The organism is Sphingomonas sp. LHG3406-1, from assembly GCF_029637485.1.
In the GTDB taxonomy this organism is placed as follows: domain Bacteria; phylum Pseudomonadota; class Alphaproteobacteria; order Sphingomonadales; family Sphingomonadaceae; genus Sphingomicrobium.
In genome coordinates this window covers 2444191-2463016 of the sequence record NZ_CP069128.1, presented here as the reverse complement: position 1 = coordinate 2463016, position 18826 = coordinate 2444191, and the positions used below count along the sequence as shown (strand labels likewise).

Genomic DNA, 18826 nt, shown 5'->3' with positions numbered 1-18826 from the left:
AACCGCCCCTCATGCCCCAACCCATCGTCGCCATCGTCGGGCGCCCGAACGTGGGCAAGTCGACCCTGTTCAACCGCCTCGTCGGCAAGCGCGTGGCGCTGGTCGACGACCGTCCGGGCGTGACTCGCGACCGGCGGGTCGGCGACGGCAAGCTGCTCGGGCTCGAGTTCCAGGTGATGGATACGGCGGGCTTCGAGGATGAGGATCCGGCCAGCCTGCCCGGCCGCATGCGCCGCCAGACCGAGGCTGCGGTGCGCGAAGCGGATGCGGCGCTGTTCCTGATCGACGCGCGCGAAGGCGTCACTCCGCTCGACGAGGAAATCGCCCGCTGGCTCCGCCAGGAGGACACGCCCGTCATTGTCGCCGCCAACAAGGCGGAAGGCCGGCAGGGCGAGAGCGGCCGGCTGGAAGCCTTTGCCCTGGGCTTCGGCGAACCGATCGCTCTGTCCGCCGAGCATGGCGAGGGGCTGGTCGACCTGTTCGAATCGCTCCGTCCCCATGTCGAGCGGGAGGAAGAGGAAGAGCCGGAGCTCGATCCCGAGGACCCGGCCCGGCCGCTTCACCTCGCGGTGGTGGGCCGCCCGAACGCGGGCAAGTCGACGCTCGTCAACAGGATGCTGGGCGAGGACCGGATGATCACCGGTCCCGAAGCCGGGATCACGCGCGATTCGATCAGCATCGACTGGGAGTGGACCGCCGCCGACGGCGAGAAGCGCCGGGTGAAGCTGGTCGATACCGCGGGCCTGAGGAAGCGGGCCAAGGTCGACGACAAGCTCGAGTGGCTGTCGGCGCAGGACACCCGCCGCGCGATCGACATGGCCGAGGTGGTGGTGCTTCTGCTCGACGCGACCCGCGGGCTCGAGGTGCAGGACCTCAAGATCGCCAGCGCGGTGATCGACGAGGGCCGGGCACTGGCCATCGCGCTAAACAAGTGGGACGTGGCGGAGAATGCCTCGTCCCTGTTCAACGGGGTCAAGGCGGCGCTGGAAGAGGGCCTCAGCCAGCTGAAGGGTGTGCCCGTGCTGACCGTCTCGGCGGTGACCGGAAAGGGCATCGACCAGCTGATCCAGGCCGCCTTCACGCTGCGCGAAGGCTGGAACCGGCGGGTGCCGACCGGCGAGCTCAACCGCTGGTTCGAGGCTGCCGTCGAGCAGAATCCGCCGCCGGCGCCTGGCGGCAAGCGGATCAAGCTTCGCTACATCACCCAGATCAAGACCCGGCCACCGACCTTCGTTGCCTTCGGGACACGGGTCGACCAGCTGCCGGAAAGCTATCGCCGCTACTTGCTCAACTCCCTGCGCAAGGAGTTCGGCCTCGGTGCGGTGCCGCTGCGCCTGACCCTGCGCGCGCCCAAGAACCCGTTCGACCGCTAACCCCGCCTTTACCTCTCGGCTCCTACAATGGCCTGAAGAGTAACAGCGGGGCAGTGACGTGGACGAAACTGGCGGCGAGATCGTCGACTGGGTGCATTTTGAGAAGACTCGCGGCGAACTCGGCCCCGGCTTCATCCGCATCCTCTCCTATTTCCGCGAGGACGGCGTGAAGTCGGTCGCCGCGATCGAGCAGGCGATGCGCGAGCAGAATACGGTCGCGCTGGTGATGCCGGCCCACACCATCAAGGGCGAAGCGCGCCAGTTCGGCGCAGAACCGCTGGCCAAGATTGCCGAGCTCATCGAATCGACCGCGCGCCTGTGCATCGAGACCCGGCGCTTCCCGGACGAGCTGGTCGCCGACGTGGTCAAGCTTCGCCAGCTGTTCGACCAGACCAACGAGCTGTTCGAAAAGGCCACCAATCCGCTGAAGAGCCGGCCGGGCCAGGTCGCCGGCTTCGGGCGCAAGGCCAACAATCAGAATTTCGGGCGGATCTAGGGCAGGCGCCGCATCGGCTCCAGGCGCCAGTAGGTGAGGCTGCGCCAGGCCCATTCGAGGGGGCCGTAGCGGAAGCGCTCGAGCCAGGGCCTGGACCAGAGCAGCATCAGCGCCCAGGCGGCGAGGACGACGAGCAGCAGTTCGACCCGGCCGAGCCTCGCATAGAGGCCGGCGCCCCAGCCGTAGAAGATGCCGGTCATCACGATCGACGTGCCGAGATAGTTGCTGAAGGCGGCGCGGCCGGCGGCGGCGATTCGCTCGACCAATGCTCCGCCGCGGCGCGTAACGAGGATGATCAGGCAGGCGATGCCCACGACCATCAGCGGCCGCGCCGGGACGGTGGCCGCGAATCCCCACAGGAACACCGCCGGGGCCGCCCATTCGGAGCGGAACAGGAAGCGCAGCGCGACCAGATAGATGGGCAAGGCGATGGCGAGGGTGACCAGCGCCCACTTGGCATAGCGGCGGTTCTCCCACGCGCCGGTCAGCAGCCCGCTCTTCAGCGACGCCATGCCGAGCAGCATGTAGGCGAGTGTCTCCCAGCCAAAGGCGAACAGGCCGGCGAGCGGGAAGAAGGTCTTCTCGGTCAGCTGGTGGTGAGCGATCTCGGCCCAGGAGCCGGAATAAAGGGCGATCACCGTGGCCCGATGCGCATCGCTCGGAAGAATGGTGTCGCGGGTCATCTCCTCCCACGCCTTGAGCTCGTCCGCCGACGCGGTGCCCGCGTTGATGGCCGTCTGCAGCGTCAGCGCATAGCCGGTCATGGCGAGGAAGATGGCGAACTGGATGGCGATCAGCACGACCGCGGTGATGATCAGCGCGCGCGGGCTGGCGTTGCGGAAGGCGAGCGCGAGGAAGCCGATCAGCGCGTATCCGATGAGGATGTCGCCCCACCAGATGAGGTAGAAGTGGATGGCGCCGAACATCAGCAGCCAGAACAGGCGCCGGCGGACGAGGCCGGTCGTCATCTTCTCCGACAAGAGGAGCAGCGAGGCGCCGAACAGGAAGGAGAAGAGCCCGCGCATCTTGCCGTCGAACAGGAGGAACTGCCCGGCATAGGCGAGGAGATCGCCGGTGCGGGCGGTGACGGTCTGGGCGAGCGGGTTGAAATAGGCGGCGGGCACGTCGGCGAAGGCGAGGATGTTCATCGCGAGGATGCCCATCACCGCGATCCCGCGGACGATGTCGAGCGTGGCGAAACGCTCGCCGGTCTGGATGGTCATGAAGCCCCCCTCATTCGGCGCTCCGGGCCGCACCCGTTAACCGCCTGCCTTCCTCGTGACGGAGGAAGAAGGAAGGCGGACGCGGGGTCAAGCCCGGCGTGACGACCGATCGAGGTCTTCGCCTCGGACCAACTCAGTCGTGCGCGCCGGCGGCCTCGCTGTTGAGCTGGATGTAGTTCTGGAGGCCCATGCGGGCGATCATCTCGAACTGGGTCTCGATATAGTCGATGTGCTTTTCCTCGTCGGCGAGGACGCCCACGAACAGGTCGCGGCTGACGAAGTCGCGGACGCTGTCGCAATAGTCCGCCGCCTCGCGGTAGAGCTTTGCAGCCTCATATTCCGCCTCGAGGTCGGCCTTGAGGATCTCCTCGACCGTCTCGCCGATGCGAAGCCTGGCCAGCGCCTGGAAATTGGGCAGCCCTTCGAGGAACAGGACCCGCTCGGCGAAGCGGTCGGCATGCTTCATCTCGTCGATGGACTCGTGCCGCTCATATTCGGCGAGCTTCCGGACGCCCCAATTGTCGAGCATCCGGTAATGCAGCCAATATTGGTTGATTGCGGTGAGTTCGAGCTTGAGCGCTTCGTTGAGCAGCTCGATGACTTTTGGATCGCCCTTCATGGCGCTGCCCTTACCAAGGTCGGGGCGCGAAACGAAGCGCGAACGACTTGCAAGAGTCGTTCGCAACTGGCGTTGTCAGGCGGCGACCTTGGGCGGGTTGGCGGCGAGCGCCGCGCGCTCTTCGCTGATGATCGCCTTGGCGAAGGGAAGGCAGCTGCCGCACTTCACCTTGCAGCCCTTGCGGGCATAGGCCTGGCCGACGCTGCAGGCGCCGGTGCGGGCGGCTTCCCGCACCTCTGTTTCGCGAATCGCGTTGCAGCAGCAGACGATCATGGGATCTTGCTAACGATAATGAGAAACGTTCGCAAGAGGCTCGGGGCATCATGCTTGATCTCAAGGAGCAGCCCCGCCCCTCCACTCCCCACCAGCGGGGGCGCCTACTTTCCGCATTGCCGCGCAACGGGAAGGTCGTGGGTCAGCGGCGGCCCATCACCTGCACCATGCGCGCATGATAGTTGGAGTCGCCGAACAGGGCGTCGAGCACCTTCTCGCGCTTCATGTAGAGGCCGATGTCATGTTCGTCGGTCATGCCGATGCCGCCGTGCATCTGCACCGCTTCCTGCACGGCAAGAGCGGAAACGCGGCCGGCCTTGGCCTTGGCGACATGGGTCATGATGCCCGAGCGCTCGTCGCCCTTGTCGAGCAGCTCGGCAGCCTTCCAGGTGGCGGCGCGCGCGATCTCGATCTCGCCGAACAGGTGGGCGGCGCGGTGCTGGAGGACCTGGAATTCGCCGATCAGCTTGCCGAACTGCTTGCGCTGCTTGAGGTAGTCGAGGGTCATGGCCGAGGCGCCGGCGGCGACGCCGACCATCTCGGCCGCGGCGCCGGTCCGGCCGACCCGCATCGCCGAGCGAAGCCGGTCCCAGCCGCCGTCGACCTCGCCGACCACCGCATCGGCATCGACCTGAACGTTGCTGAGCGTCAGGCGGGCGGCCTTGCTCGAGTCAGCCAGGGTGACATTTTCGATCTCGAGCCCGGCGGCGTCGCGGGCGACCGCGAAGAGAGTGATGCCCTCGGGCTCCCCGGCCGACCCGCCGGTCCGCGCGGCGAGCAGGATGACGTCGGCCGAGGCGCCATGGACCACGAACTGCTTGGTGCCGTTGAGGGTGAAGCCGTTGCCGGAGCGCTTCGCCTCCAGCGCGATCTGGCGCGGGCGGTGGTGCGGGCCTTCATCGACCGCGACGGCGGCGACGGTGTCGCCGGCGATGATCCCGGGGAACCACTGCTGGCCCTGCGCCGTGCCCTTCAGCGCTTCGACCGCGACGAGGGCAGTCGTCAGGAACGGCGATGGCGTGAGATTGCGGCCGATCTCCTCCATGACCAGTGCCGCTTCGGTCGCGCCGAGCCCGAGCCCGCCCTCGGCTTCGGGAACGGCGAGGCCGGTCAGCCCGAGTTCGGCCATCTGCTTCCACAGGCCATGGCCGAAGCCGTCCTTGCAGCCGCTGTCGCGCCAGTGGCGGAGCTGCTTCCTGATGGTCCCCTCCTCGGCGAGGAAGGACTTGGTCATGTCGGCAAGCTGGCGCTGGTCGTCGGTGAGGATCATTCTTTCAGGTCCGTTCGTGTCGAGCGAAGTCGAGACACCGCCATTGCATCCGTCCCTCGACTTCGCTCGGGACTAGTGGCGGAGAGGATCAGGCCCCCGGCAATTGCAGGATGTGCTTGGCGACGATGCCGAGCTGCACCTCGCTGGTGCCGCCCTCGATCGAATTGGCCTTCGTGCGCAGCCATTCGCGGGCCGCCTTGCCGCCGCGCGAGCGGTCGCTTTCCCATTCAAGCGCATTCGAGCCGCCGGCCGCCATGACCAGCTCGTGGCGCTTCTTGTTCAGCTCGGTGCCGGCATATTTCATCATGCTCGGCATGGCGGGATGCGCCTCGCCGGCCTTGAGCTGGTCGATGAAATGCTCGCTCATCGCCGCGAAGGCGAGCGCGTCGACGTCGAACAGCGCGACCTCGGCGGCAAGCACCGGATCGTCGATCTCGCCGAGCATCTCGGCCAGCGACCTGGACGTGCCGGAGCCGAGGCCCATGCCGCTGATCATCTCGCGCTCGTGGCCAAGGAGATATTTGGCGACGTCCCAGCCGCGGTTCACTTCGCCGACGATCTGGTCCTTGGGTACCTTCACATTGTCGAAGAAGGTCTCGCAGAAGGGCGAGTAGCCGCTGATCAGCAGGATCGGCTTGGTCGAGACGCCTTCGCTCTCCATGTCGAACAGGAGGAAGCTGATGCCGCCATGCTTGGTCTCGGTCGAGGTCCGCACCAGGCAGAAGATCCAGTCGGCCTTGTCGGCGTAGCTGGTCCAGACCTTCTGGCCGTTGACCAGCCAGTGATCGCCCATGTCCTCGCAGCGGGTCTGCAGCCCGGCGAGGTCGGACCCGGCGCCGGGCTCGGAATAGCCCTGGCACCAGCGGATCTCGCCGCGCGCGATCTCGGGCAGGAAGCGCTTCTTCTGCTCCTCGGTGCCATATTTGAGCAGCGCCGGCCCAAGCATGGAGATACCGAAGCTCGACAAGGGCGAACGTGCACCGATCGCCCTCATCTCCTCGCGCAGGATCTTGGTCTCGGCCGGGGACAGGCCGCCGCCGCCATAGGCTGCGGGCCAGTCGGGCACGGTCCAGCCTTTCTCGCCCATGACCCGCATCCAGCGTTCCTGGGCCTCGGACTGGAACTGGAAGTTGCGGCCACCCCAGCAGGCATCGTCCTCGGAGCGCATCGGCGTGCGCATCTCGGGCGGGCAGTTCGCCTCAAGCCAGGCGCGGGTCTCGGCGCGGAAGGTCTCCAGATCGGCCATGTGAATCTCCTCGGCTCCGTCGATGCGACAAGCGCCGGGAAGCGTCAATGCGGACCAGGCGGCCGATCCACCTTTGCTATGTGCCAGCGCCGTTGCTCGGGGGTGGAGCCGGGCACATCGTTGACCCGGCGGAGCGTGACGACCTGCGTCTCCTCGAACCGCTCCCCCCTTGCGGCGACGCCATGCACACGCGCGGGTACCGTGACGAAGAGCGAGCCGGCGGCGCCCTCGACTGCGGAAGGCGATCCAACCTCGCCACGAAGTTCTCGATAGCCTTCGAACTGCGCGGCGAAGGTGCCGTCGGCCAAGTCGCTGCCGGGACCCCACAGCTTGTGGGCCTCGACGAAGTTCCTTGCTCCGAGCAGCGCGAAATAGCGTCGGGCGAGGTCCGCCGCTCCTTCGGCGCTGCGCGGGTCGGCAGCCGCCTGCGCCGGCACGTTCCGGGTGATCGAAGCAGGCGGCCGGGTGACGGTGCCGGGCGAAGACGCGGGCGACGGGCCCGGCGGCGGCTCGCGAGAGGGCAATGGCGCCGAGGTCTTCTGGCTCTCGGGCGTGGCCTCTTCCTGCTGGGCGCAGGCACTCAGCGCAAGGGCGGCGACGAGAACGACCGGTTTCATCGACCAAGCGAACGGACCCACCCGACTAGGTGTTCCACCGAGGCTTCCCCCCTGCCCTCCTTTCTGCAACAGCTTGGGCGACATCATCAGTTAGGGGCGTCATGGACTTCGACCTTACCGACCGCCAGGCCCATTTCCGCGACCGTGTCCGCGCCTTCATCGAGCGCCACGTCCGCCCGGCCGTTCCCGAAATCGCCGCCGAATTGAACCGGGGCGACCGCTGGCATCATCTCGAGGGGCTCGAGCCGCTCAAGGAGAAGGCGCGGGCGGAAGGGCTGTGGAACCTGTTCATGCCGCCGGGCGGCGCGCTCCGCCATGTCGACGAAAGCTTCCCGTTCGAAGGCGAGCAGCTCACCAACCTCGAATATGCGCTGTGCGCCGAGGAGATGGGCCGGGTCGGATTCGCGAGCGAGGTGTTCAACTGCTCGGCGCCCGACACCGGCAACATGGAAGTGCTCCACCGCTACGGCACCAGGGCGCAGAAGGATGCGTGGCTGGCGCCGCTGATGCGGGGCGAGATCCGCTCGGCCTTCCTGATGACCGAGCCGGCGGTGGCGAGTTCGGACGCGACCAATATCCAGTGCGAGATCCGCCGCGAGGGCGACGAATACGTCATCAACGGGCGCAAGTGGTGGAGCAGCGGCGCGGGCGATCCGCGCTGCAAGGTCGCGATCCTGATGGGCAAGACCGATCCGGAGGCGCGTCGCCACGCCCAGCAGTCGATGATCCTGGTGCCGATGGACGCGCCGGGTATCACCGTCGAACGCGCGCTCAACGTCTATGGCTATGACGATGCGCCACACGGGCACATGGAGATCGCGCTCAAGGACGTGCGGGTGCCGGCCGACAATCTGCTGCTCGGCGAAGGGCGCGGCTTCGAGATCGCGCAGGGGCGCCTGGGGCCGGGCCGGATCCATCACTGCATGCGCACCATCGGCGCGGCGGAAGAAGCGCTCGAGCTGATGGTCCGCCGGCTGCAGAGCCGGACCGCCTTCGGCAAGAAGATCAGCGAGCACAGCGTCTGGGAGCAGCGAGTCGCCGAGGCGCGGATCGAGATCGAATGCACCCGCCTCCTCTGCCTCAAGGCGGCGGACATGATGGACAAGGCGGGCAACAAGGCTGCCAAGGCCGAGATCGCGATGATCAAGGTCAAGGCGCCGCGCATGGCGTTGCAGATCATCGACGACGCCATCCAGGCGCATGGCGGCATGGGCGTCAGCCAGGACACCAGCCTTGCCCACAGCTGGGCCGGAATCCGCACGCTCCGGCTCGCCGACGGGCCGGACGAGGTCCACAACCGCGCCATCGCGCTGATCGAATATGGCAAGCACCCGCCGATCGATCCGCAGGTTCCTTGATCTAATCTGATCTGTCCGTGCCGAGCGAAGCCGAGGCACCTGGACGTAACCCGCCCTCGAATTCGGTCGGGGCCAACGGGAGAGAATAGTGAACACCAACCTTTTCGACCTCACCGGCAAGACCGCCATCGTCACCGGCTCGTCGCGCGGCATCGGGCGGGCAATCGCCGAGGAGATGGCGGCGCACGGCGCCAACGTCGTCATCTCGTCCCGCAAGCAGGACGCGTGCGAGGAAGTCGCGCAAGCGATCAACGCCCGCGGCCAGGGCCGGGCGGTGGCCATCGCCGCCTCCATCTCCGACAAGGAAGCCCTGCGCGAACTGGTCGAGCGCACGAAGGCCGAGTTCGGCCAGATCGACGTCCTCGTCTGCAATGCGGCGTCCAATCCCTATTACGGGCCGATGGGCGGGATCAGCGACGAGCAGTTCCGCAAGATCATGGACAATAACGTCCTGTCCAATCACTGGCTGACCAGCTTCGTCGCGCCCGAGATGGTGGAGCGCAAGTCGGGCTCGATCATCATCGTCTCGTCTGTCGGCGGAATCACTAGCTCGACCGTCATTGGCGCCTACAACATCTCCAAGGCGGCCGACCTGCAGCTGGTCCGCAACCTGGCGGCGGAGTTCGGGCCGTCGAACGTGCGGGTCAATGCGATCGCGCCGGGGCTGGTGCGGACCGACTTCGCCAAGGCGCTGTGGGAAAATCCCGACATCCTCAAGTCGGTGACCAAGGTGTCGGCGCTGAAGCGAATCGGCGAACCGCGCGAGATCGCCGGCGCGGCCCTCTTCCTTGCCAGCGAGGCGGGCAGCTTCGTTACCGGGCAGACGCTGGTGGTCGACGGAGGATCGACCTTCGGGGCGGGGTTCTGATGAGCAGCACGCCCGACCTCACCGGCCGGCTCGCCGGCAAGATCATCATCATCACCGGCGCCGGCTCCGGAATCGGAAAGGCCACGACCGACCTGTTCCGCGACCATGGCGCAACGGTGATCGCGGCCGACCTCAAGGGCGCAGATCATGAAGCGGATGCGGGGCGCGAAGCGGACATCATCCGGCTTGTTGGCATGGCAAAGGAGGAGCATGGCGGGCTTCACGGCTTCTTCGCCAATGCCGGCATTTCCGGCGGCCTCGCCTCCATCTTCGAACAATCGCCCGACGACTGGGCCGAGATCCTGCGGGTGAACCTGATCGGCCCCGCGCTGGCGATCAAACATGCGGCGCCGCTCATCAAGGAGCAGGGCGGCGGGTCGATCATCTGCACGGCGAGCGTGGCTGGACTTCGTTCGGGCGCGGGCGGGCCGGCCTATAGCGCCTCCAAGGCGGGCGTGATCAGCCTGGTGAAGACGGCGGCGCAGCAGCTCGCCACCTCCAACGTGCGCGTGAACGCCATCTGCCCGGGCCTGATCGAGACCGGGATGACCGAGTTCGTCTACGAGCGGGCGCGGGCCAAGGGGCAGGAGGACAGGCTCGGCCACCTCAATCCCCTGCGGCGCGGTGGTGAGCCGAACGAGATCGCACGTGCGGCGCTGTTCCTCGCCAGCGACGAGTCGAGCTACGTCAACGGCCACGCTTTGGTGGTCGACGGCGGCCTGTCGAGCTCGCACCCGTTCAACCGCCAGGATTACGGCCGCACCGCAATCTAGGCCCCTTTTCTTTCCCGGTCCCGCGAGTAGGGACTGCACTTACATTCTTGTCAGCGAAGGACCGCTCATGACCTCGCCCATCAGCACCGAAAAGCACGGCCACGTCCTCATCATCCGCTCCAACAACCCGCCGGTGAACGCGCTGGGCGCGGCGGTGCGGCAGGGGCTGGTCGCCGCCATCGAGGAAGCGGAAGCAGCCGACGACATCGCCGCGGCGGTGATCATCTGCGAAGGCCAGACCTTCTTCGCGGGCGCCGACATCACCGAATTCGGCAAGCCGCCGGTGATGCCCTGGCTGCCGGAGGTGGTCGACCGGATCGAGGCCTGCACCAAGCCGGTGGTCGCCGCCATTCACGGCACTGCGCTCGGCGGCGGACTCGAAGTGGCGCTCGGCTGCCACTATCGCGCCGCTGTCGCCTCGGCCAAGCTCGGCGTCCCCGAAGTGAAGCTCGGCCTGCTTCCGGGCGCCGGCGGGACCCAGCGCCTGCCGCGAGTCGCCGGCGTCGAGAAGGCGCTGCAGATGACCACCAGCGGCAATCCGATCGGGGCGCAGGAAGCCTTCGAGATCGGGCTCATCGACCGGATGGTCGAGGGCGACCTCCTCCAGCATGCCGTCGCCTATGCGACGGAGGTCGCCGAGGTGCGCCCGCTGCCGCGGTCCTCCGAGCGGCAGAACAAGATCGCCGAAGCCTCGCCATCGGTGTTCGACGACTTCATCGCCGCCAACCCGCGCACGTTCAAGGGTTTCGAAGCGCCGATGAAGAACCTCGAGGCGGTCCGCGCCGCGACCCTCAAGCCCTATGCCGAGGGCGTGATCGACGAGCGCAAGCTGTTCATGGAGCTGATGAGCGGCACCCAGGCCAAGGCGCAGCAATATTTCTTCTTCGCCGAGCGCAAGGCGGCCAAGATCGAGGGCGTCGCCGACGACGTGAAGCCGCGCGAGATCAAGCGCGTGGGCGTGATCGGGGCCGGCACCATGGGCGGCGGCATCTCGATGAACTTCCTCACTGCCGGAATCCCGGTGACCATCGTCGAGATGAACCAGGAAGCGCTCGACCGCGGCACGGGCGTGATGCTCCGCAACTATGAAGCGAGCGCCAAGAAGGGCCGCTTCACCGACGAGCAGGTCGGCCAGTTCATGGGCCTCTTGAAGCCAACGCTGAACTTCGATGATCTCGCTGAATGCGACCTCATCATCGAGGCGGTGTTCGAGCAGATGGAGATCAAGAAGGAGATCTTCGGCCGGCTCGACAAGATCGCCAAACCGGGCGCGATCCTTGCCAGCAACACCAGCTACCTCAATGTCGACGAGATCGCGGCCTCGACCAGCCGCCCTCAGGACGTGGTCGGCCTGCATTTCTTCTCGCCCGCCAACGTCATGAAGCTGCTGGAGGTCGTGCGCGGCGCCAAGACCGCGGACGACGTGCTGGTCACCGCCATGGCGCTCGCCAAGAAGATCAAGAAGGTCGCCGTGGTAGCGGGCGTCTGTTACGGATTCATCGGCAACCGCATGCTGATCCCGCGCCAGACGGAGGCGACCAAGCTGCTGCTGGAAGGCGCCACGCCGGCGCAGATCGACAAGGTCCATGTCGACTTCGGCATGCCGATGGGCCCGTTCCAGATGGCCGACCTCGCCGGCGTCGACATCGGCTGGCACCGCGATCCGACCCGCATCGAGAACATCCGCGACGCGCTCTGTGCGCAGGACCGCTGGGGCCAGAAGAAGGGCGCGGGCTTCTACGACTACGACGAGAAGCGCCGCCCCTCGCCCTCGCCGACCGTGCAGGGGATCATCGAGGACTTCCGGGCCAAGGCCGGGGTCACCCCGCGCGAGATTTCCGACGAGGAAATCACCCAGCGTACGCTCTACACCATGGTCAACGAGGGCGCGAAGATCCTCGAGGAAGGCATGGCCCAGCGCGCGTCCGACGTCGATGTGGTGTGGGTCTATGGCTATGGCTGGCCGGTCTATCGCGGCGGTCCGATGCACTGGGCCGACTCGGAGGGCCTGCAGAAGATCGTCGACGGGCTGAAGGCGGCCGCGCCGCACATGGGCGAGGATTTCTCCTTTTCGAAGCTGTTGCTCGACAAGGCCGCCAAAAGCGAAAAGTTCACCAGCCGCTGAGACCAGGGCCGCCGCTTTCTTGTGAGGAACGGCGGCCAAACCTCTTCCGGCGCTGGACAAATCCCGGAAATCGGACATCTTCCGCGCGGCTGAACCTCGTCTGCCCCGGAGTGAAGTCCTGTGTCCGTTGATTGTCGCATTCGTGAAGCCGAACTCGCCTTCCTCAATGCTCCGTTCGAAGCGGACGGCTGGCGAGTCGCGCTTCAGCGCCTGGCGGCAGCCACCGGTACCGGCGTGACGCAGCTGTGCGGCGCGGGCGCGGGTACCGAGCTCAGCTTCAACTTCTTCAGCGAGGACCGGCCTGATCCGCACGGGCATCTCGTCAATCCTGCCATCTACGGGCCGGAGAACTGGCGTATCAACTGCCGCATCGGCGGTGCGCGATCCGTCCAGCATGAGGTTCATTATGCCGAATATCGCGCGATCAACCGGACGTCGCTCTACGACGATGCGGTAAGCGATCTCGACCTTCCATTCGGCTGCCAGTCGCCACTGCTTCTTGACCGCAACGGGCTGGTCGGCTTGGCGTTGCTACGCTCCTCGCGCGAGGGCCGCTGCACCCCGGAGACTATCGCCGCCTTCTCCCGCATCGCACATCAGGCGCACCGCGCGGTCCGCGTGCAGCTCGCACTCGGCCGCGAGCGGGCGGAAGAGATGCTGGTCGGTCCAGCGCAGGCGAATGAGCTCACCCTCCTGCTCGACCGGCAGGGACAGCTGGTGGCGATGACCGAGGCCGCCGAGCGGTTGTTCGATTGTCCGGTCGGGCTGCGCCTCGACGGGATGCGTGTGCGGGTCGCCGATGCGCGAGAAGATTGGGCGTTCGGGGCAGCGCTCGGCCGGCTTGCCGCCAGCGACGGAATCAGCGGGCCGGTGGTCCACCAGTGCATCGTCGGCCGCAGCGAGCGGCGGCCGGAAGGCTATTGGCGATTGTTCCTGACGCGGCTGGGCACTGCCGGCGACCGGCTGGGGCTAGGGGCGCAGCTCGCGCTGACGCTGCGCCCCCTCGCCTGATCGGACTTACTTGGCGCGGTAGAGAACTTCGCCGCGGCGGCTGCTCAGCAGCATCTTGAAGCTGACCGGGTGGAAATAGGCTTCGACCCGGCGGCCCTGCGGGTCGGTGCCATAGACTTCGTAGCAGCCGCCATCGACCTTGGCCTTGCGCACCTGCCAGCCGTCCTTCTTCAGCTTGGCCTCGAGCGAGGGCATGCTCTTCCAGCTCTGCTGGGGGGCATCGCACTTCATCTTGCCGGTGGCGGCGGCGGGGGTGGCGGTGACGGCTAGGCCGAGGCCGAGGGCGACGGTGGCGAGCAGGATGCGCATCAGGCAGGACTCCTTGTGGGTTGCTTCGAACGAGAGCGGAACAGGCGCACCGCCTGCAGCAGGGCGAGCGGCACGAAGTGGACGAGGGCGGCGGTGAGGCCGTCATGGACCAGCGCCCAGTGGACGAGGGTCAGGATGGCAGCCGGATAGGCGAGGCGCTGGAGACGCTTCCAGCCGGCCTTCAGCACCCGCACGGCGGCATCGTTGCTGGTGAGGCCGAGCGGGATCAGGATCAGCAGCGCCGCCCAGCCCGTCCAGATCGCCGGCGCGCCGATCTCGGCGAGCATGTCGGCGAGGCTGCCCATGTCGGCGACGTAGGCGATAGTATGGGCAAGGGCGTAGAGGAAGGCCGCGACGCCCAGCGACCGTCGATGCCGGGCGAGGAAGCGGACCGGCCGTGCGTCGGGCCAAAGCAGGCGGAGCGGCGTTACCACCAGCGCGAGGATGATGAAGCGCGCCGACCATTCCCCCGTCGGATGGAGGAGGTCGCCCGGCCAGGCTTCGGGCGCGAGCGCGTAGCGGAAGAGTGCGATTGCGAGCGGCAGCGCGAGGACAGCCCAGACGAGATACTTGCCGCGGAAGATCACGACCGCTGACTAGCCATATTGCGAACGCTTCGCAATAGCAGATGTGAGACTATCCCTCGATGACGACCTCAGTGCCCATCGTCGTCAGCCCGTAGAGCTTCTTGGCGAACTCGACCGGCAGTCGCACGCAGCCGCGGCTGGCAGGGTAGCCGGGCAGCGCGCCACCGTGAAAGGCGATGCCCTTCTCGTCGTACATCTGCATGTAAGGCATGGGTGCGTTGTCGTACTTGCGGGAGAAGCCCTTCACCTGCTTGCGGAACACCTTCCAGTAACCAAGCGGGGACTCCTTGCCCTTCTTGCCCGACGAGATGGTCGAGACGCCGACGAGCGTGTCGCCCTTGTAAACGAACATGAGCTGCTGCAGCCGGTCGATCACGACCTTTGCCGGCGCGTCCGGGATGGTCGCGGCCCAGCGATACTGGCCTGGCGTCAGCGCCACGGTGCCGAACAGGGCCCGGGCTTCCTTGGTCGCCTTGGGCGCATGGCCGTGGGTCCATTCGTAGGGCAGCTTCGCTTCGGCCACCGGCGGCGGCGGTGCGATGCTGCGCTGTGGAGCAGTGGCGCAGGAGGCGAGCAGGGCCGCGGCGACGGCGAGCGGAGCGAAGCGCAGGGCGGAGCGATGGAACATGGCTCCATGCCATGCCGCCTGCCGCCCTGGCGTCAAGTCAGCGGTAAACGGCTGGTTAGCCGCCAATGCCGGTTGTCGGAGCGGGCGGCGCGTTGACGTGGCTCCAGACGGCGCTGATCACCACGGAGCCCTCGCCGACCGAGGAGGCCACGCGCTTCACCGAGCCCGCGCGGACATCGCCGACCGCGAAGATGCCGGGATGCGACGACTCGAACGTGCTCCGCCCGCCGACTTCCTGGCCGGTCAGGACAAAGCCTTTCGGGTCGAGCGCCACCAGCCCGGACAACCAGGCGGTGTTCGGCGCCGCGCCGATCATCACGAACAATGCCGAACTCTCCAGTCGCCGCTCGCCGCCTGGTCCCGCAATCCGGACGGCCGACAGGCGCTGCTCGCCTTCGAGGCCCGCCAGCTCGGTGCGATAGTGGATGGTGATGCGCGGGTCGGCCTCCAGCCGCTGGCGAAGGTAGGCGCTCATCGTGTCGGCCAACCCGGAGCGGCGCACCAGCAGGTGGACGTGGCGGGCGGTACGCGAGAGGTACATGGCGGCCTGACCGGCGCTGTTGCCGCCGCCGATTACCACCGCCTCCGTCTCCCGGCAGAAGCGCGCCTCCATCTCGGTCGCGGCATAATAGACGCCGGCGCCCTCGAATGCTTCCAGCCGATCGACCGGCAGCCGCTGATACTGGACCCCGGTCGCGACCAGCACAGCCTTCGCGCAGAGCTGGTCGCCGTCGTCGAGCGTGATGCAGAAGCCGTCGTCGGTCTGTGCCAGCTTGTCCACCCGTCGCGGCATGGCGAAGCGAGTGCCGAACTTCATCGCCTGCACCTCACCGCGGAAGATCAGGTCGGCGCCGGAGATGCCGGTCGGGAAGCCAAGATAATTCTCGATCCGGCTGCTGGTGCCGGCCTGGCCGCCGATGGCCGTGTCCTCGACGACCAGCGCGCGCAGCCCCTCCGCCCCGGCATAGACGGCGGCCGCGACTCCCGCTGGGCCAGCGCCAACGATGATGAGATCGAGCTGATCACGGTCGGCGCTGTCGATGTCGAGGCCAAGCCGCCGTGCCAGCGTGCGTGGTGACGGATCGTCGAGCCTGCCATCGCCGATCAGGACTCCTGGCTGCTCGCCGGTCTCCGGGTCGCGGCTGCGGAAGGCGATGCGATTGCGGTCGAGGAAGCTGGCGATTCGGCCCACTGCCGGGTCCTGGTCCATGCCGACCAGCCGGATGCTGCTCCGTCCCTCTTCGAAGATGGTGCGGCGGCGGGCGGCGAAGACGGTCAGTATATGGTCGCCGATCTCGGGTACGCGGCTCATCAGGTCGAGCATGGCGAGGCGGGGCGCTTCGAGCGTCCGGGTCGGCTCGCACGCGCGCATGGCGAGCGACATGGGCGAGCCGCTGAGGAAATTGAGCTCGCCGACGAACTGGCCCGGGCCAAGGGTCGCTTCGAGCAGCCGCCCGCCGGTGTCGGGATCGACGACCTCGATCCGCCCGCTTTCGACCAGGATGAAGCGGTCGAAGGGCTCTTCGGCAGCCAGCAGCAGATCTCCGGGTGCATAGCTTCTCTCGACCGAGATGGCGCGGATGGCGTCGAGTTGATCTCCCTCGAAGGGCTGAGGGGTCATGAAGGTCAGGTCGCCGCCGATGCTGTCCATGACTAGCCTACTCCGCCCCGGTCATTCCCACTCGATGGTGCCCGGCGGCTTCGACGTATAGTCGTAGACCACGCGGTTGATGCCCTGCACCTCGTTGACGATGCGGGTCGCGACCCGGCTGAGGAATTCGCTGCTGAACGGGTAGACGTCGGCGGTCATGCCATCGACGCTGGTCACCGCACGCAGGCCGCAGACGTAATCATAGGTGCGCGCGTCGCCCATGACGCCGACCGTGCGCACCGGCAGCAGCACGGCAAAAGCCTGCCAGATGGCGTCGTAGAGACCCGCGTTGCGGATTTCCTCGAGGTAGATGAGGTCCGCCTTGCGGAGGATGTCGCACTTCTCCTTCGAGACTTCGCCCGGGATGCGGATGGCCAGGCCCGGCCCCGGAAAGGGATGGCGGCCGACGAAGGCCGGCGGAAGGCCGAGCTCGACGCCAAGTTCGCGGACCTCGTCCTTGAACAGTTCGCGAAGCGGTTCGACCAGCTTCATGTTCATGCGCTCAGGGAGCCCGCCGACATTGTGGTGGCTCTTGATGGTGACCGAAGGGCCGCCGGTGAAGCTGACGCTCTCGATGACGTCGGGATAAAGCGTGCCCTGCGCCAGGAAGTCGGCGCCGCCGATCTTCCTTGCTTCCTCCTCGAAGACCTCGATGAAGGTCTTGCCGATGAACTTGCGCTTGGCTTCGGGGTCGCTGACGCCGGCGAGCCCGGACAGGAACAACTCCTCGGCGCGGACGTGGACCAGCGGAATGTTGTAGGTGCCGCGGAAGAGGGAGACGACCTCCTCCGCTTCGCGGGCGCGCATCAGGCCGTGATCGACGAAGACGCACGTCAGCTGGTCGCCAATCGCCTCATGGATGAGCACGGCAGCGACCGCGCTGTCGACGCCGCCCGACAGGCCGCAGATGACCTTGCCGCTGCCGACCTGGGCGCGGATGTCGGCGATCTTCTGATCGCGATAGGCGGCCATCGACCATTCGCCCGAGCAACCGCAGATGTGGCGCGCGAAATTGGCGAGCAGCTTGCCGCCGTCGGGCGTGTGGACCACTTCCGGATGGAACATCAGGCTGTAGCGGCGGCGCTCCTCGTCGGTGGCGATGGCGAAGGGCGCGCCTTCAGAAGCCGCGACGATCGAGAAGCCGGGCGCCAGGCTTTCGACCCGGTCGCCGTGGCTCATCCACACCTGGTGGCGCTCGCCGACCTGCCACAGGCCATCGAACAAGGCGGACGGCGCCATCACCTCGATGAAGGCGCGGCCGAATTCCTTCTGGTCGGACGTGACGACCTTGCCGCCCAGCTGCTGGTGGAGGGTCTGCTGGCCGTAGCAGATGCCGAGCAGGGGCAGGCCGCTGTCGAACAGCACCTGCGGCGCCCGCGGGCTGTTCTCCCAGGTGACCGACGACGGCCCGCCGGAGAAGATGATGCCCTTGGGCGCGAGGCGCTCGAACGCTTCCTCGGCGGCGTTGAACGGGGCGATCTCGCAATAGACGCCGGCTTCGCGGATGCGGCGGGCGATGAGCTGGGTCACCTGGCTGCCGAAGTCGACGATGAGGAGGGTTTCAGCCGGCTGGACGGTCAAGGCGGTCGGACTCCGTGCGCACGAGAAAAGGCGCCGAAGCCCTATGGCTCCGGCGCCTTCCTGTCCACTCGCGTGGAAGCCTAGGCAGTCTTAGGCGCGGTTGATCTTGAGATCGCTGATCCGGCCGCTCCGATCGAACTTGCAGTTGAAGCGGAAGTTGGCCTGCGCCTGATTGTAGCCATAGCCATAGGGCTGGTTGTAGCCGCCATAGTAAGGCTGGCCGTAATTGCCCTGGTAGGCGCCGCTCGAAGCCAGACCATATACCCGCATGTTGCCGTTCCTGGTCCGGTTCACACGGTCGATCTGAACGACGCGGAAGGCGCCGGCCTGGTTGTAGCCATAGGGCTGGTTGTACCCGCCGTAGGGCTGGTTGTACCCGCCATAGGGCTGGTTGTACCCGCCGTAAGGCTGGTTGTAGCGACCACCATAGCGGCTGTTGATGCGCTGCTCGGCGGCGACGGCGCACTGCTGCACCGCGGCGCGCTCGAGATTATAGTCGCTGCGGCCGTAATACTGATTGTATCCGTACGGGTTCTGGCCACGCAGGATGGAATTGAGGATGGCGCCGGTGATCACGTCACCGAGGCCGCCCTGCCCATAGCCGGGCTGCGGATAATATTGCGCCGCGGCCGGAGCCGCCGCACCCACCGAAAGCGCCGCGACGGCGGCTGCACCAGCGAGGATCTTTGAAACAGCCTTCATGGCCACGTCTCCTTGTTGCGCGAAGCGGGAGTTACCGCTCGTTGCAACGCTTATGGCCGATTCGCGCTGCATCACTTCTGAATGGCGGTGTCGGCCGCCATTCAGAATGATTAATG

The 18826-nt window shown here is 66.9% G+C and carries 19 protein-coding genes; 7 read left to right on the top strand and 12 right to left on the bottom strand.

What is annotated here, in order from left to right; translation table 11 throughout:
* The first annotated feature begins 11 nt into the window (after positions 1-11).
* Positions 12-1373, top strand: a complete 1362-nt coding sequence (gene der, locus JOY29_RS12020; protein ID WP_300973770.1) for a ribosome biogenesis GTPase Der — start codon at positions 12-14, stop codon at positions 1371-1373.
* A 58-nt stretch (positions 1374-1431) separates the two neighbouring features.
* Positions 1432-1869, top strand: a complete 438-nt coding sequence (locus JOY29_RS12015; protein WP_300973769.1) for an Hpt domain-containing protein — start codon at positions 1432-1434, stop codon at positions 1867-1869.
* Here JOY29_RS12015 and JOY29_RS12010 read toward each other — a convergent pair.
* From JOY29_RS12010 to JOY29_RS11985, 6 genes are all read right to left on the bottom strand, one after another.
* Positions 1866-3092: a DUF418 domain-containing protein gene (locus JOY29_RS12010; protein WP_300973768.1), complete on the bottom strand. Its 1227-nt coding sequence runs from the start codon at positions 3090-3092 to the stop codon at positions 1866-1868. The two genes, JOY29_RS12015 and JOY29_RS12010, sit on opposite strands and share 4 nt — an antisense overlap.
* 133 nt (positions 3093-3225) lie before the next feature.
* Positions 3226-3711, bottom strand: a complete 486-nt coding sequence (gene bfr, locus JOY29_RS12005; protein WP_300973767.1) for a bacterioferritin — start codon at positions 3709-3711, stop codon at positions 3226-3228.
* Between the two features lie 75 nt (positions 3712-3786).
* Positions 3787-3984 carry a (2Fe-2S)-binding protein gene (locus tag JOY29_RS12000; RefSeq protein WP_300973766.1) on the bottom strand — a complete coding sequence of 66 codons (198 nt, stop codon included), beginning with the start codon at positions 3982-3984 and terminating at the stop codon, positions 3787-3789.
* Positions 3985-4126: 142 nt separating this feature from the next.
* Entirely contained in the window at positions 4127-5254 is a 1128-nt protein-coding gene (locus tag JOY29_RS11995) for an acyl-CoA dehydrogenase family protein (protein WP_300973764.1), read from the bottom strand.
* Positions 5255-5342: 88 nt separating this feature from the next.
* A complete protein-coding gene (locus JOY29_RS11990; RefSeq protein ID WP_300973763.1) occupies positions 5343-6500 on the bottom strand; it encodes an acyl-CoA dehydrogenase family protein in 1158 nt (385 codons plus the stop codon).
* Positions 6501-6544: 44 nt separating this feature from the next.
* Complete coding sequence (locus JOY29_RS11985; protein ID WP_300973761.1) at positions 6545-7117, bottom strand: hypothetical protein; 573 nt, start codon at positions 7115-7117, stop codon at positions 6545-6547.
* A gap of 101 nt (positions 7118-7218) precedes the next feature.
* Between JOY29_RS11985 and JOY29_RS11980 the strand changes: the two genes are divergently transcribed.
* The 5 genes from JOY29_RS11980 to JOY29_RS11960 all read left to right on the top strand — a co-directional run bounded on the left by JOY29_RS11980 (position 7219) and on the right by JOY29_RS11960 (position 13252).
* Positions 7219-8475 carry an acyl-CoA dehydrogenase family protein gene (locus tag JOY29_RS11980; protein WP_300973760.1) on the top strand — a complete coding sequence of 419 codons (1257 nt, stop codon included), beginning with the start codon at positions 7219-7221 and terminating at the stop codon, positions 8473-8475.
* An 88-nt stretch (positions 8476-8563) separates the two neighbouring features.
* Positions 8564-9343: an SDR family NAD(P)-dependent oxidoreductase gene (locus JOY29_RS11975; protein ID WP_300973759.1), complete on the top strand. Its 780-nt coding sequence runs from the start codon at positions 8564-8566 to the stop codon at positions 9341-9343.
* Complete coding sequence (locus tag JOY29_RS11970; RefSeq protein WP_300973758.1) at positions 9343-10116, top strand: SDR family oxidoreductase; 774 nt, start codon at positions 9343-9345, stop codon at positions 10114-10116. The genes JOY29_RS11975 and JOY29_RS11970 overlap by 1 nt, the downstream gene beginning before the upstream one ends.
* Before the next feature lie 67 nt (positions 10117-10183).
* The gene (locus JOY29_RS11965; RefSeq protein ID WP_300973757.1) at positions 10184-12241 is read left to right on the top strand and encodes a 3-hydroxyacyl-CoA dehydrogenase NAD-binding domain-containing protein; all 2058 of its coding nucleotides are present in this window, start codon (positions 10184-10186) and stop codon (positions 12239-12241) included.
* A gap of 120 nt (positions 12242-12361) precedes the next feature.
* On the top strand, positions 12362-13252 hold the full coding sequence (locus JOY29_RS11960) for a hypothetical protein (RefSeq protein ID WP_300973756.1): 891 nt from the start codon (positions 12362-12364) through the stop codon (positions 13250-13252).
* A gap of 6 nt (positions 13253-13258) precedes the next feature.
* Here JOY29_RS11960 and JOY29_RS11955 read toward each other — a convergent pair whose 3' ends face one another.
* From JOY29_RS11955 to JOY29_RS11930, 6 genes are all read right to left on the bottom strand, one after another.
* On the bottom strand, positions 13259-13561 hold the full coding sequence (locus JOY29_RS11955; RefSeq protein WP_300973755.1) for a PepSY domain-containing protein: 303 nt from the start codon (positions 13559-13561) through the stop codon (positions 13259-13261).
* Complete coding sequence (locus JOY29_RS11950; RefSeq protein ID WP_300973754.1) at positions 13561-14148, bottom strand: ferric reductase-like transmembrane domain-containing protein; 588 nt, start codon at positions 14146-14148, stop codon at positions 13561-13563. The genes JOY29_RS11955 and JOY29_RS11950 overlap by 1 nt, the downstream gene beginning before the upstream one ends.
* Positions 14149-14197: 49 nt before the next feature.
* Positions 14198-14776, bottom strand: coding sequence for a L,D-transpeptidase family protein (locus JOY29_RS11945; protein WP_300973753.1), 579 nt, complete (start codon positions 14774-14776; stop codon positions 14198-14200).
* A gap of 55 nt (positions 14777-14831) precedes the next feature.
* Positions 14832-16427 (bottom strand): cyclic nucleotide-binding domain-containing thioredoxin-disulfide reductase, encoded by a 1596-nt coding sequence (locus tag JOY29_RS11940; RefSeq protein ID WP_300973752.1) that lies wholly within the window; start codon positions 16425-16427, stop codon positions 14832-14834.
* Between the two features lie 21 nt (positions 16428-16448).
* Positions 16449-18008 (bottom strand): glutamine-hydrolyzing GMP synthase, encoded by a 1560-nt coding sequence (gene guaA, locus JOY29_RS11935; protein ID WP_300973750.1) that lies wholly within the window; start codon positions 18006-18008, stop codon positions 16449-16451.
* A gap of 90 nt (positions 18009-18098) precedes the next feature.
* Positions 18099-18710 (bottom strand): hypothetical protein, encoded by a 612-nt coding sequence (locus JOY29_RS11930; protein WP_300973749.1) that lies wholly within the window; start codon positions 18708-18710, stop codon positions 18099-18101.
* Positions 18711-18826 lie beyond the last annotated feature (116 nt).

Excerpts from the sequence above, each read along its gene's own strand:
- der (WP_300973770.1), top strand. The coding sequence starts at position 12 with ATGCCCCAACCCATCGTCGCCATCGTCGGGCGCCCGAACGTGGGCAAG.
- JOY29_RS12010 (WP_300973768.1), bottom strand. The coding sequence starts at position 3,092 with ATGACCATCCAGACCGGCGAGCGTTTCGCCACGCTCGACATCGTCCGC.
- bfr (WP_300973767.1), bottom strand. The coding sequence starts at position 3,711 with ATGAAGGGCGATCCAAAAGTCATCGAGCTGCTCAACGAAGCGCTCAAG.
- JOY29_RS12000 (WP_300973766.1), bottom strand. The coding sequence starts at position 3,984 with ATGATCGTCTGCTGCTGCAACGCGATTCGCGAAACAGAGGTGCGGGAA.
- JOY29_RS11995 (WP_300973764.1), bottom strand. The coding sequence starts at position 5,254 with ATGATCCTCACCGACGACCAGCGCCAGCTTGCCGACATGACCAAGTCC.
- JOY29_RS11990 (WP_300973763.1), bottom strand. The coding sequence starts at position 6,500 with ATGGCCGATCTGGAGACCTTCCGCGCCGAGACCCGCGCCTGGCTTGAG.
- JOY29_RS11985 (WP_300973761.1), bottom strand. The coding sequence starts at position 7,117 with ATGAAACCGGTCGTTCTCGTCGCCGCCCTTGCGCTGAGTGCCTGCGCC.
- JOY29_RS11980 (WP_300973760.1), top strand. The coding sequence starts at position 7,219 with ATGGACTTCGACCTTACCGACCGCCAGGCCCATTTCCGCGACCGTGTC.
- JOY29_RS11970 (WP_300973758.1), top strand. The coding sequence starts at position 9,343 with ATGAGCAGCACGCCCGACCTCACCGGCCGGCTCGCCGGCAAGATCATC.
- JOY29_RS11965 (WP_300973757.1), top strand. The coding sequence starts at position 10,184 with ATGACCTCGCCCATCAGCACCGAAAAGCACGGCCACGTCCTCATCATC.
- JOY29_RS11955 (WP_300973755.1), bottom strand. The coding sequence starts at position 13,561 with ATGCGCATCCTGCTCGCCACCGTCGCCCTCGGCCTCGGCCTAGCCGTC.
- JOY29_RS11945 (WP_300973753.1), bottom strand. The coding sequence starts at position 14,776 with ATGTTCCATCGCTCCGCCCTGCGCTTCGCTCCGCTCGCCGTCGCCGCG.
- JOY29_RS11940 (WP_300973752.1), bottom strand. The coding sequence starts at position 16,427 with ATGGACAGCATCGGCGGCGACCTGACCTTCATGACCCCTCAGCCCTTC.
- JOY29_RS11930 (WP_300973749.1), bottom strand. The coding sequence starts at position 18,710 with ATGAAGGCTGTTTCAAAGATCCTCGCTGGTGCAGCCGCCGTCGCGGCG.